Source organism: Sinomonas soli (genome assembly GCF_054782415.1).
On the sequence record NZ_BAAGSN010000011.1, the window covers coordinates 173,853 to 186,137 of the forward strand.

At 72.0% G+C, this 12,285-nt stretch carries 12 protein-coding genes; 4 read left to right on the forward strand and 8 right to left on the reverse strand.

Annotated elements, in window-relative coordinates; genetic code table 11:
- Positions 1-10: 10 nt before the first annotated feature.
- Positions 11-1,225 carry a thiolase family protein gene (locus ACYVKZ_RS10600; protein ID WP_460992233.1) on the reverse strand — a complete coding sequence of 405 codons (1,215 nt, stop codon included), beginning with the start codon at positions 1,223-1,225 and terminating at the stop codon, positions 11-13.
- Positions 1,206-2,615: a class I adenylate-forming enzyme family protein gene (locus ACYVKZ_RS10605; protein ID WP_460992234.1), complete on the reverse strand. Its 1,410-nt coding sequence runs from the start codon at positions 2,613-2,615 to the stop codon at positions 1,206-1,208. Before ACYVKZ_RS10605 ends, ACYVKZ_RS10600 begins: the two co-directional genes overlap by 20 nt.
- A gap of 65 nt (positions 2,616-2,680) precedes the next feature.
- Here ACYVKZ_RS10605 and ypfJ point away from each other — a divergent pair, with 65 nt between their 5' ends.
- A complete protein-coding gene (gene ypfJ / locus ACYVKZ_RS10610) occupies positions 2,681-3,586 on the forward strand; it encodes a KPN_02809 family neutral zinc metallopeptidase (protein ID WP_460992235.1) in 906 nt (301 codons plus the stop codon).
- Positions 3,587-3,695: 109 nt separating this feature from the next.
- Here the strand turns inward: ypfJ and ACYVKZ_RS10615 are convergent, their stop codons facing one another.
- Genes ACYVKZ_RS10615 through ACYVKZ_RS10635 form a run of 5 tightly spaced genes read right to left on the reverse strand, consistent with a single transcriptional unit; the run spans position 3,696 to position 8,412 of the window.
- Positions 3,696-4,025, reverse strand: coding sequence for a metal-sulfur cluster assembly factor (locus ACYVKZ_RS10615; protein ID WP_307006170.1), 330 nt, complete (start codon positions 4,023-4,025; stop codon positions 3,696-3,698).
- Between the two features lie 39 nt (positions 4,026-4,064).
- Positions 4,065-4,841 carry a Fe-S cluster assembly ATPase SufC gene (gene sufC / locus ACYVKZ_RS10620; RefSeq protein WP_460992236.1) on the reverse strand — a complete coding sequence of 259 codons (777 nt, stop codon included), beginning with the start codon at positions 4,839-4,841 and terminating at the stop codon, positions 4,065-4,067.
- A gap of 48 nt (positions 4,842-4,889) precedes the next feature.
- Complete coding sequence (sufD, locus tag ACYVKZ_RS10625) at positions 4,890-6,170, reverse strand: Fe-S cluster assembly protein SufD (protein ID WP_460992237.1); 1,281 nt, start codon at positions 6,168-6,170, stop codon at positions 4,890-4,892.
- Positions 6,170-7,657: a Fe-S cluster assembly protein SufB gene (gene sufB, locus ACYVKZ_RS10630; protein ID WP_460992238.1), complete on the reverse strand. Its 1,488-nt coding sequence runs from the start codon at positions 7,655-7,657 to the stop codon at positions 6,170-6,172. Before sufB ends, sufD begins: the two co-directional genes overlap by 1 nt.
- A complete protein-coding gene (locus ACYVKZ_RS10635; RefSeq protein ID WP_460992239.1) occupies positions 7,657-8,412 on the reverse strand; it encodes a helix-turn-helix transcriptional regulator in 756 nt (251 codons plus the stop codon). Before ACYVKZ_RS10635 ends, sufB begins: the two co-directional genes overlap by 1 nt.
- 217 nt (positions 8,413-8,629) lie before the next feature.
- Here ACYVKZ_RS10635 and ACYVKZ_RS10640 point away from each other — a divergent pair, with 217 nt between their 5' ends.
- Genes ACYVKZ_RS10640 through ACYVKZ_RS10650 form a run of 3 tightly spaced genes read left to right on the forward strand, consistent with a single transcriptional unit; the run spans position 8,630 to position 11,228 of the window.
- Positions 8,630-9,553: an ABC transporter ATP-binding protein gene (locus tag ACYVKZ_RS10640; RefSeq protein WP_460992240.1), complete on the forward strand. Its 924-nt coding sequence runs from the start codon at positions 8,630-8,632 to the stop codon at positions 9,551-9,553.
- Positions 9,550-10,293 (forward strand): ABC transporter permease, encoded by a 744-nt coding sequence (locus ACYVKZ_RS10645; RefSeq protein ID WP_460992241.1) that lies wholly within the window; start codon positions 9,550-9,552, stop codon positions 10,291-10,293. The genes ACYVKZ_RS10640 and ACYVKZ_RS10645 overlap by 4 nt, the downstream gene beginning before the upstream one ends.
- A gap of 5 nt (positions 10,294-10,298) precedes the next feature.
- The gene (locus ACYVKZ_RS10650) at positions 10,299-11,228 is read left to right on the forward strand and encodes a COX15/CtaA family protein (protein ID WP_460992242.1); all 930 of its coding nucleotides are present in this window, start codon (positions 10,299-10,301) and stop codon (positions 11,226-11,228) included.
- A gap of 99 nt (positions 11,229-11,327) precedes the next feature.
- Here the strand turns inward: ACYVKZ_RS10650 and ACYVKZ_RS10655 are convergent, their stop codons facing one another.
- A complete protein-coding gene (locus ACYVKZ_RS10655; protein ID WP_460992243.1) occupies positions 11,328-12,275 on the reverse strand; it encodes a heme o synthase in 948 nt (315 codons plus the stop codon).
- Positions 12,276-12,285 lie beyond the last annotated feature (10 nt).

The following is a 12,285-nucleotide window of genomic DNA, read 5'->3' on the forward strand; positions in this document are numbered from 1 at the left end:
GTCCGGCCTGTCAGCGACCGCGCACGGTCGTGAAGAGCGCGGCGGTGCCGATGCCCCCGGCGGAGCTGATCATCGCCAGGCAGAGGGTCCCGTCCGGCAGGCTCTGGGCCCGGGCCAGGAGCCGGACCACGGAGACCGCGCCCGAGGCCCCGTAGGCGTGCCCGAGGGCGAGCGCGCCGCCCTCGGTGTTCAGGGCCCGATCCAGGTCCTCCCCGGTGAGACCGAGCCGGTCGGTGCACGCCAGGACCTGTCCCGCGAAGGCCTCGTTGAACTCGATCGCCCCGAGCTCCGCCGCCCGCACCCCGTGCCGGGCCAGGAGCTGCTCGGCGGCGGCCGCGGCCCCCAGGCCGAGGCGGCGCGGATCGACCCCCACGGTCTCGGCGCCGAGGAAGGCCAGCGCGGCCCGGCCCTCACGGGGCGCAGGGCCGCAGCCTGGGCCGAGCACGAGCGTGGCGGCGGCGCCGTCCGCGTCGCCGCAGGAGTTGCCGGCGGTCACGGTGCCCCCGGGCACGAACGCCGCGGGGAACCGGGCGAGCAGCCGGGCGTCGAGCCGGGGCCTCGGGCCGTTGTCCGCCGTGACCCAGTCCTCGGTGCCGGGAACGCGGACGGGGACCAGCTCGCCGTCGAACGCGCCGGACGCCGCCGCCCGGAGCGCACGCGCGTGGCTGCGCAGTGCGAAGTCGTCCTGGCGCTCGCGGCCGATGCCGCCTTCGCGGGCCACGGTCTCGGCGGCGAACCCCATGTCGGGATCAGACGGCTCGGCCGCTGCCGGGTCACGGGGGGCGTGCTGGGCGCGCCGGTAGAACTCCACGGAGCCGTCGGGGCGGCGCCGCCCGCGCACCGGGGCCGTGCTGACGGACTCCGCTCCCCCGGCGAGGTACGCGGCGCCCGCGTCGGCCTGCACGAGCCGGCAGGCGAGCACGATCGCATCGAGGCCCGAGCCGCACTGCCGGTCCACCGTGATGCCCGGCAGCCGCTCGGGCAGCCCGGCAGTGAGCGCGCCGAGGCGGGCGAGGTTGCCGCCACCGCCGGCGGCGTTGCCGACGACGACGTCGGCGAGGTCCCCGGGCTCCACCGCGGACCGGTCCACGACCCCACGCAGGACCGTCCCCAAGAGCTCGTGGACCGGCACGCCGGCGAGCTCGGTCCCGGCCCGGGCGAGCGGCGTCCGCAGCCCCTCGACGATGAGCGGGGCCCCCTCCGGGCTACGCGAGGCGGCGGGCACGCGGGTCCCCCTCGAGCACCCATCGCTGGAACTCGGTCCGGGAGAGCTTGCCGCGCTCGGTGACGGGCAGCTCGGCCAGCTCGACGTACTCGAGCGGGCGCTTCGCCGGGGCGAGGCGGCCCTCGAGTCCTGCCCGGAGCTGGAGCTGGCACAGCCCCGCGTGGGCCGGGACGATGCCGGCCACGATGCGCTGGCCGCGGACGTCGTCCGGGATCCCCGCGACGACGACCTCCGCGACGCCGGGGATCATGGCCAGGGCCGCCTCGACCTCGTGCGGGTACACGTTGTGGCCGCCGGTGTTGACCATGTCCTGGGTCCGTCCGAGGACGTGGAGCTCGCCGTCGGCGAGGAAGCCCTGGTCGCGCACCGTGCACCAGTCGCCGAGCCGGGTGAACGCGTTCCCGTCGTCGCCCCACACGTAGCCGTCGGAGACGAGGGCGCTCCGCACGCAGATGTTCCCGGTCCGGCCCTCGGGGACGGGCGCTCCGGAGTCGTCGAGGATGGCCACCTCGACGCCCTCGAAGGCACGGCCGACGCCGGTCCCCACCTCCGTCCCGGCGGTGCCCGGATCATGGCGGCTCGAGGCGACGAAGCTCAGCTCGGAGGCGCCGTAGTACTCCCACACGACGGCGCGCGGGGCCCAACGGCGCACCGCCTCGAGGGTGCGGCGGTCCAGCTTCTGGCCCGAGCACACCACGGCGGCCAGCCCGCTCGCGTCGACGTCCCCGGCCAGGCCGCGCTCGGCGAGGACCCGGAGCATGGTGGGCACGAGGACGAGGCGCGTGATGCCGCGCAGGGTGATCTCCGCATGCGCGTCCCCCACGTCGAACCCCGGCAGGGTGTGGAACGCCGCTCCGGCCCACAGGCATTCGGAGAGCGTGTAGAGGTTCAGGCTGGCCGAGAGCGGGCCGGGGGCGAGCACGCGGTCGCCGGAGGTGAGCCCGAACGCCGCGGCCGACGCCTCGAACGAGCGCGCCCACGACCCGCGGGAGCGGCTGAAGCCCTTCGGCACGCTCGTGGTACCCGAGGTGAGGCCCACGAGGAAGCTCGAGGCGGCGCTGCCGTCCCTGAGCTCCGCGGGCCCCAGGCGGCGCCGGACCGGGGCGCCCCAGCGGTCCGCCAGGCGCGCCTCGACGTCCCGGGCCAGCTCGTCAGACCAGATCGGGTCGAGCACCGCGCACTCGCGCTCGCCGGCCACCCCGGCCGCCCAGCGCACGGCGAAGTCCACGCTGTTGGGCGCGCGGAGCACCCCGGTGGGTTCACCAGAGGCGGCGAGCTCCGCGGCGGCGGCATGCAGCTGCGCCCAGGAGAGCCGCTCGGGCCCGCACACCACTGCGGGCTCATGAGGCTTCTCGGCGGCCCACCGCTCGAGCCGGTCCAGGAAGGGCATGGGGAAATCCTATCGGCGCGCCGGGGGCGCGGACCGGATCGTGACGCGGCGGCTAGCGTAGGTCCATGAGCTTCAACGAAGGCAGCCAACTGGACCCGTCCCAGGTCGAGGACCGGCGCGGCGGCGGTGGCGGGCTGGGCCGCGGGCCGCTGATCGGCGGCGGCGTGGGCGGGGCCCTCCTCGTGCTCGCGCTCACCCTCCTGGGGGTGAACCCGGGGCTCCTCGGCGACCTCACCGGCGGCTCCGGCCAGCCCGGGACGGCCGGGGGCCCGGCCAGCGTCGGCACGGGCCAGTGCCGCACGGGCGCCGACGCCGCACAGCGGCTCGACTGCCGCATCGTCGGGACGGTCAACAGCGTCAACGCCTTCTGGGCGGGCTACCTGCCGTCGCAGGGCGTCCGCTACACCCGGCCCAAGGCGGTCGTGTTCAGCGGGCAGACCTCGACCGCGTGCGGGCCTGCGACGACGGCCGTCGGCCCGTTCTACTGCTCCGGCGACGTCACCGCGTACTTCGACCCGGGCTTCTTCGACGAGCTCGTGACCCGGTTCGGGTCCTCGGGAGGGCCGCTGGCCCAGGAGTACGTGGTGGCCCACGAGTTCGGGCACCACGTCCAGGACCTCGTCGGCACCCTCGGCTACGCCCAGAAGGACCCGCAGGGACCCGAGTCCGGGAGCGTGCGCGTGGAGCTCCAGGCGGACTGCCTCGCCGGCATGTGGGCCCACCACGCGAGCACCACCGACGACCCCTCCACGGGCAAGCCGTACCTGCAGCCGATCACCCAGAAGGACGTCCAGGATGCGCTCTCCGCCGCGGCCTCCGTGGGAGACGACAGGATCCAGAAGTCCGCGACCGGCCGCGTGGATCCCGAGAGCTACACGCACGGGACGAGCCAGCAGCGCCAGACGTGGTTCATGCGCGGCTTCAGCGGCGGGGACCTCAAGCAGTGCAACACCCTCACCGGGCGCGTCTAGCGTCCTTCCGCCGGCTGGACGCACCACGGCGGCCGGTCGCCTTCCGCAGGGAAGGTGACCGGCCGCCGTCGAGCTTTCGCGGGGGCGGGCCCTGAATGGGCCCTCTGCCTCAGATGTTGAAGCCGAGGGCGCGCATCTGGTCGCGGCCGTCCTCGGTGATCCGCTCGGGACCCCATGGCGGCATCCACACCCAATTGAGGCGCCACTCGTCAACAACGCCGTCGAGGACCTTGCCGACCTGTTCTTCGAGGATGTCCGTGAGCGGGCATGCGGCGGTCGTGAGCGTCATGCTGATCAGCAGCGCCCCGTCCTCACCGTACTCGAGCCCATAGACGAGCCCCAGGTCCACGACGTTGACGCCGAGCTCGGGGTCGATCACGTCCTTGAGACGCTCCTCGACGTCCTCGAGCGATGTCGGTGCGGGCTGGATCTCTGTCATCACTGCCTTCCCAGTGTCGAAGTGGTGGCCGTGGCCGGGTCAGGCCGTGGCCGTCGCGGAGCCGGCGCCCGTGAGGAAGCGGTCGTAGCCCTCGTCCTCGAGGCGGTCGGCGAGCTCCGGGCCGCCCTGCTCGGCGATGCGGCCGTCCACGAACACGTGCACGAACTGCGGCTTGATGTAGCGCAGGATCCGCGTGTAGTGGGTGATGAGGAGGGTACCCATGTTGCCCTCGGCGTGGGCGCGGTTGACGCCCTCCGAGACGACCTTGAGGGCGTCGACGTCGAGGCCGGAGTCGGTCTCGTCGAGGATCGCGAACTTCGGCTTGAACAGCTCGAGCTGGAGGATCTCGACGCGCTTCTTCTCGCCGCCGGAGAAGCCCTCGTTGACGTTGCGCTGGGCGAAGTCCGCGTCGATGCGCAGCTGCTCCATGGCCGCCTTGACGTCCTTGGTCCAGTGGCGGATGGCCGGGGCCTCGCCGTCGATCGCGGTCTTCGCGGTGCGCAGGAAGTTCGTCATGGTGACGCCCGGGACCTCCACCGGGTACTGCATCGCGAGGAAGAGGCCCGCGCGGGCGCGCTCGTCCACGCTCATCGCGAGGACGTCCTCGCCGTCGAGCGTGATCGAGCCCGAGGTGACGGTGTAGCGCGGGTGGCCGGCGATCGTCGAGGCGAGGGTGGACTTGCCGGAGCCGTTCGGGCCCATGATCGCGTGGGTCTCCCCCGTCTTGACGGTGAGGGTGACACCCTTGAGGATCTCCTTGACGCCCTGCTCGGTCTCGATCGAGACGTGCAGGTCCTTGATCTCCAGTGTGGACATGTGTGTTCTCCTACTGCCCGGCGGGCCGGGCTGGCCTAAAGGTCGTTGTCAGTTCTCGCCGGCTTCGAGCTCGCGCTCGACGGCTTCGGTCAGGTGGTCCTCGATGCCCTGGACGCCGATCTTCTGGATGATCTCGTTCAGGAAGCCTCGCACCACGAGCCGGCGGGCCACATCCTCGGGGATGCCGCGCGCCATGAGGTAGAACAGGTGCTCGTCGTCGAAGCGGCCGGTCGCGCTCGCGTGGCCGGCGCCCTCGATGAGGCCAGTCTCGATCTCGAGGTTCGGCACGGAGTCGGCGCGGCAGCCGTCGGTGAGGACCAGGTTCTGGTTCTTCTCGTAGCTGTCGGTGCCCTCGGCCTGCTTCTGGATCAGCACGTCGCCGACCCACACCGCGCGAGCGTCCTTGCCCTGGAGGGCGCCCTTGTACAGGACGTTGGAGACGCAGTTGGGCTGGGCGTGGTCCACGTAGGTGCGGTGCTCGAGGTGCTGGCCGGCGTCTGCGAAGTAGAGGCCGTAGAGCTCGACCTCGCCGCCGGGGGCCGCGAACCGGGCCGTCGGGGTCATGCGGACGAGCGAGCCGCCCAGGCTGACGACGATGTGCTTCAGGTGCGCGTCGCGGCCCACCTTGACCTGCTGGCTCGAGGCGTGGACCGAGGTGTCGGCCCACTCCTGCAGGGTCACGAGCGTCAGGTCGGCGCCGTCCTCGAGGACGACCTCGACGTTCTCGGACACGACCGCCTCGCCGACGTGGTTGAGCACGACGACGGCTCGGGAGCCCTGCTCGGCGACCACGACGAGGTGCTGGGCGGCGGGGGCGGAGCCCGCCCCGGTCAGGGTCACGAGTACCCGCTCGGCCAGTTTGGCGCCCGCGGGCACCGTGACGACCGTGGCCTCGGTGAAGTGCGCCCACGCGTTGGCGGAGACGCGGTCCTCGGGGATGCCGGCCGAACCGATGCGGGCGTCGTCGCGGCCCACGGTCTCGACGCGGACCTGCTCGGGTCCCTCGACGGCGACGGCGGGGGCGGCGCCGTCGAGCGCCGCGCTGTGCAGCCCGCCGAGCCGCTTGAGGGGCGTGAAGCGCCACTCCTCCTCGGTGCCCTTCAGCGCGGGGAAGTCCTCGAGCCGGTAGGACGTCAGGCGCCCGGCGCGCGAGCTGTCGGGGATGCCGTAGCCCCCGCCGTGCGAGTGGGCCTTCGACGCTGCCCCGCCCAGCGGGGAGGCGACGGCCTCGACCGGGCTCAGGCTCTCGCCCTCCTCCGTGAGGCCGGGGATCGACGGGGTGCCGATGCGGGCCTTCTCTGTGGTCTTCTCTTCGGTCATCTCAGTCATCAGCCGACGGACCCTTCCATCTGCAGTTCGATCAGGCGGTTCAGCTCGAGGGCGTACTCCATGGGGAGCTCGCGGGCGATCGGCTCGATGAAGCCGCGCACGATCATCGCCATCGCCTCGTCCTCGGGCAGCCCGCGGGACATGAGGTAGAAGAGCTGCTCCTCGGACACCCGCGAGACGGTCGCCTCGTGGCCGAGCACGACGTCGTCCTCGCGGATGTCGATGTACGGGTACGTGTCCGAGCGCGAGACCGTGTCGACGAGCAGGGCGTCGCAGCGGACCGTGTTGGCGGAGTGCTTGGCCCCCTCGCGGACCTGGACGAGGCCGCGGTACGCCGCGCGGCCGCCGCCGCGGGCCACGGACTTGGACACGATCGAGGACTTCGTGTTGGGCGCGATGTGCACCATCTTCGAGCCGGTGTCCTGGTGCTGGCCCTCGCCCGCGAACGCGATCGAGAGCGTCTCGCCCTTCGCGTGCTCGCCCACGAGGTACACCGCCGGGTACTTCATGGTGACCTTCGAGCCGATGTTGCCGTCGATCCACTCCATCGTCGCGCCCTCGTGGCAGATGGCGCGCTTGGTGACGAGGTTGTAGACGTTGTTCGACCAGTTCTGGATGGTCGTGTAGCGCACGCGGGCGCCCTTCTTCACGACGATCTCGACGACGGCCGAGTGCAGCGAGTCGGACGTGTAGATCGGGGCGGTGCAGCCCTCGATGTAGTGGACGTAGGAGTCCTCGTCCGCGATGATGAGCGTCCGCTCGAACTGGCCCATGTTCTCGGTGTTGATGCGGAAGTAGGCCTGCAGCGGGATCTCGACGTGGACACCCTTGGGGACGTACACGAACGAGCCTCCGGACCACACGGCCGTGTTGAGGGAGGCGAACTTGTTGTCGCCCACCGGGATCACGGTGCCGAAGTACTCCTGGAAGAACTCGGGGTGCTCCTTGAGGGCGGTGTCCGTGTCGAGGAAGATCACGCCCTGGGCCTCGAGGTCCTCGCGGATCTGGTGGTAGACGACCTCGGACTCGTACTGGGCCGCGACGCCGGCCACGAGACGGGACCGCTCGGCCTCGGGGATGCCGAGCTTCTCGTAGGTGTTGCGGATGTCCTCGGGGAGGTCCTCCCAGGACTGCGCCTGCTTCTCGGTGGAGCGGACGAAGTACTTGATGTTGTCGAAGTCGATCCCGGACAGGTCGGCGCCCCACAGCGGCATCGGCTTGCGGTCGAAGTACTTCAGGCCCTTGAGGCGCGTCTCGAGCATCCACTCGGGCTCGCCCTTCTTGGCGGAGATGTCCCGGACCACGTCCTCGTTGAGGCCGCGGCGCGCGTTCGCGCCGGCGTCGTCCTTGTCGGCCCATCCGTACTCGTAGGTGCCGATCCCGTGGAGCTCGGGGTTCTTCTCCAGGATCTCCGCGATCACCGTTGACCCGGCGCCGGCCTGGCCCCCGGCCGTCGCGGCGCGGTTCTCAGCTAATTGATCCGTCATCACGGCCTCTCTTGCTGGTTGGTTGCGGTCTCCGCGCCGGGCAGCTTCAGCTGGCCCCGCCCGGTAGGTATGTGGGTCGTGCACACGTGGCCGCCCTGCGCAAGGGTGGAGAGCCTGCGGACGTCCACGCCGAGGAGGCGTGAGAACGCCGCCGTCTCACTGTCGCAGAAGACGGGGAACTCCGCGGCGAGCTGCTGCACGGGGCAGTGCCCCTGGCACAGCTGGACGCTGCCCAGATGGACCGGCAGCGGCGCCTTGCCCTGGACGGAGGCGGAGGAGGCCACGAAGCCGTCCGCCGTGAGCGCCTCGGCGAGGGCCCTGGCCCGCGCCGCGATGTCCTCGCCCGCCGCGTCCACGAGCGGCTGGTAGCGCCGCTCCATGGCGGCGAAGCGCTCGTGCGCGAAGTCCTCGACGGCGCCGGGGCCGCCGAGCTCGCCCAGCCGCTCGAGCGCCTTGCGGGCGATCGCCAGGTAGTCGTCGCCGATCGTGGACTGTCCCCTCGAGGTCAGCACGTACCGCCGGGCGGGCCGCCCCGCGCCGGCGCCGGACGTCGCGACGCGCTTGACCTCCACGACGCCGGCCCCGGTGAGGGCGTCGAGGTGGCGGCGGACCGCTGCGGGCGTCACGTTGAGCATCTCGCCCAGCTCGGCGGCGCTGACGGGCCCGTGCTCGAGGACCGCGCTCAGGACGCGGTCCCGCGTGCGGTCCTCAGCGTCGGCCCGGGCATCGGGCTTCGGGGAGGTCACGGAATACACAAGACAATCATTGCCTAATATGCCCCGGGTCTCCAGTAAGGAGATGCTTATCACGCCGTCGGCGGAAAATGCCCTCCCCGCGGGCGGCGTCCGCCGTCCACAGGGAACGCACTACTACCTTGCGTAGAATGGCCGGGTGCTACAGACCGGTACTCCCTGCCTCGAAATAGAAGGCCTGGTGAAGGACGTCGGCCCGCTCCCCTCTCTCGAAGGACGCATGAAGAGGGTGCTGGCAGGAGTCGACCTCACGGCGAACGCCGGTGAGATCACCGTGATCCTCGGCGTCAACGGCGCCGGGAAGACCACCACCCTCGAGTGCGCGCAGGGCCTCCAACGGCGCACCGCCGGCGTCGTCCGCCTCCTCGGCGAGGACCCCGAGAGGGCCGGCGCGGAACTGCGCGCCCGCGTGGGCATCATGCTGCAGGAGGGGGGCCTGCCCCCTGCCGCGCGGCCCCTGGCCCTGCTCGCACACGTGGCCGGCATGTACACGGACCCCCGCCCTGTCGACGAACTCGCGGAGCGGCTCGGGATCCACGAGTTCGCCTCCACCACGATCCGGCGGCTCTCCGGCGGGCAGAAGCAGCGGGTCGCCCTCGCCGCCGCGCTCATCGGACGGCCGGAGGTCGTCTTCCTCGACGAGCCCAGCGCCGGCCTCGACCCGCAGTCGCGCCAGCTCGTGGTGGACCTCATCGACGAGCTGCGCCGGGACGGGCTCGGCATCATCCTCACGACGCATCTCCTGGACGACGCCGAGCGGCTCGCCGACGTGGTCCACATCCTCGACCGCGGCCGGGTGGTCACGAGCGGGACCGTCGGCGAGATCCTGGCCGGCCGCGAGGGGACGCGCTCGCGGCTCACGCTGAGGGCACGGCCCGGGCTCGACCTCGCGCAGGCGTTCGCCGGCCGCTCGGGCCAGGGCCCCGACGTAGCGGTCGCCGAGGCCTCGGCCGGCCACTACACGGTCGACGGCGAGCTCACCCCCGCGGACCTCCTCGCCGTCGCGCAGTGGCTGCACGCGCGGGACATCATGCCGCAGTCGCTCGAGCTCGGCACCGCCAACCTCCAGGACGTCTTCCTCTCGATTGCCGCCGAGTCTGCCGCCGAGGACGAGGGCGCCCGGCCCGACGGGAGGGCCGCATGAGCGCCGCAGCGGGGCTCGCGCGCCGCGTGTGGCAGCAGGGCCGGTACGAGACGGGTGCGATGCTGCGCAACGGCGAGCAGCTGACGCTCATGGTCGTCCTCCCGCTGCTCGCGCTCGTAGGCCTCGCCGTGACCCCGGTGCTCGACGGGCTGGGGCCGAGCCGGATCGCAGTCGCCGCGCCCGGCGTGCTCGCCCTGTGCACCATGAGCGTCGGGTTCACCGGCCAGGGCATCGCGACCGGATTCGACCGCCGCTACGGCGTGCTCCGCTTCCTCTCGACCACGCCGCTGGGGCGCGGCGGCCTCATTGCCGGCAAGGTCCTCGCGGTCCTGGTGGTCCTCGCCGTCCAGGTCGTCGTCATCGGGGGCGTCGCGCTCGTCCTCGGCTGGCGGCCTGGAGCCGTCGGACTCCTCCTCGGGCTGCCGCTCCTGGCCCTCGGTGCGGCCGCCTTCACCGCGCTCGGCCTGCTCATCGCGGGCACGGCCCGGCCCGAGGCAACCCTCGCGGTCACGAACCTCGTCTGGATCCTCCTCGGCGTCCTCGGCGGGATCGTCCTGCCCGTCCAGCGGGTGCCCGCCGCGCTGGCCCCCGTGGTCGGCTTCCTCCCCTCCGGAGCGCTCGGCGACGCCGTGCGCTCGGCCTTCCTCGAAGGCTCCCTGAATGTCCCTGCCGCCGCCGTGCTCCTCGCGTGGACCGTGCTCGCCGGCGCCGCCGCCACCCGCTGGTTCCGATGGAGCTGAAAACCATGACAGATACCGCACTCACCCGCCTCACCGCCCGGCTGCCCCGGGAGGTGGACGGTCGCATCCGCGCCATGGCGATCGCCTCCCTGGTCGGGCAGATCGTGCTCATCCTCACCGGCGGCGCGGTGCGGCTGACCTCCTCCGGGCTCGGCTGCCCCACGTGGCCCCGCTGCACCGCGCAGTCGATCACCACCACCCCGGAGATGGGGATGCACGGGATCATCGAGTTCGGCAACCGCCTGCTGACCTTCGCGCTCATCGCGGTCGCCGTCGTCATGCTCGTGATGCTGTGGAACCTGCGCAAGGAGCGCAAGGACCTGTTCTGGCTCGCCCTCGGGCTCCTCGCGAGCGTCCCCGCGCAGGCGGTCATCGGAGGGATCACGGTGCTCACGCATCTGAATCCGTGGGTGGTGGGGCTGCACTTCCTCGTCTCGATGGCCCTCGTGGTGCTGTCGATGCTCCTCGTGAACCGGGCCTATGGGCGCACCGGCCGCTTCATGGACCGGGTGCACCCCGCACTGCCGGGCTCCATGGCGCCGGCCATGCTCGCCACGACCGTGGCCGCAGCCGCGGCCGTGGTCCTGGGCGTGACCGTCACCGGTGCCGGCCCGCACGCCGGGGACGCCAACGCGCCGCGCAACGGGCTCGACTGGGACCTCTTCTCCCACATCCACGCGGTTCCCGCCTACCTCGTCCTGTTCGGCGCCCTCTTCGCCGTCGTCGTCGCCCTCTCCCGGCGGATCCGCGGTGCCTTCCGCAACGGGGCGCTCGCGCTCCTCGGCCTGACGGTCCTGCAGGCGGCCCTCGGGATCACCCAGTACTACACGGGCATCCCTGCCCTCCTCGTCGCAGCCCACATGCTCGTCTCGGCACTGCTCATGGCGGCCGCCGTCAACGCGGCCGACGTCGCGCGGTACAGCCCCAAGGCGTAGCCCGCCGCCGCGCCGACACGCAGGAGGCCCGCAGCATCCGTGCTGCGGGCCTCTTCCGTGTCTGGAGGTGCTCGGCGGTGTCCGAAGGTGCCGGCCGGCTCAGCCCAGGAGCGGGCCCCCCACGAACGGGTCGACGGCGAGCGCGAGGAAGAGCAGCGTGAGGTAGCTGATGGAGCCGTGGAAGACCTTCATGGCCTTCTTGTCCTGGATCTCCTCGCGCTGGGCGCGGGCGTAGAGGGCGTGCGACTCGTACAGGAACCACGCACCGGAGGCGACGGCGGTGAGGGTGTAGACCCAGCCGGCGTGGCCGAGCGGGACGAGCAGCAGCGAGGCCATCACCATGGCCCAGGCGTACAGGACCACCTGCACGGCGACGATCTTGGCACCCGCGACGGCGCCCAGCATGGGCACCTGCGCGTTGCGGTAGTCCTCGCCGTACCGCATGGACAGCGGCCAGTAGTGCGGAGGGGTCCACAGGAAGATCACGAGGAAGAGGATGACGGCCGGCCACTCGATGGTGTTGGTGACGGCAGACCATGCGATGAGCACGGGGAAGCAGCCCGCGGCCCCGCCCCAGACGATGTTCTGGGCGGTCCTGCGCTTGAGGACGAGCGTGTAGACCACCACGTAGAAGAAGATCGCGCCGGCGCCGAGGACCGCCGAGAGCGGGTTGGCGCCGAACCACAGGATCGCGAGCGAGGCAATGCCGAGGACCCACGAGAAGACGAGCGCCTCCCGCGGCGTCACCTCTCCGGTCACGAGCGGGCGGTTCTCAGTGCGCCGCATGAGCCGGTCGATGTCCCGGTCGATGTAACAGTTGAAGGCGCCGGCGCTGCCCGCGGCGAACGCCCCTCCCACCAGGGTGGCGATGATGAGCCCAAGCGAGGGGAAGCCGCGTTCGGCGTAGATCATGGTCGGCAGCGTGCTCACGAGCAGCAGCTCGATGACGCGGGGTTTGGTGAGGGCGACGTACGCCTTGATCTTGCGGCGCAGGCCGAGCTTCGCTGGCCTGGACGGTGCGGTGGCGGGTGCGTCTGCTGTGCTCACGGATGCGCGA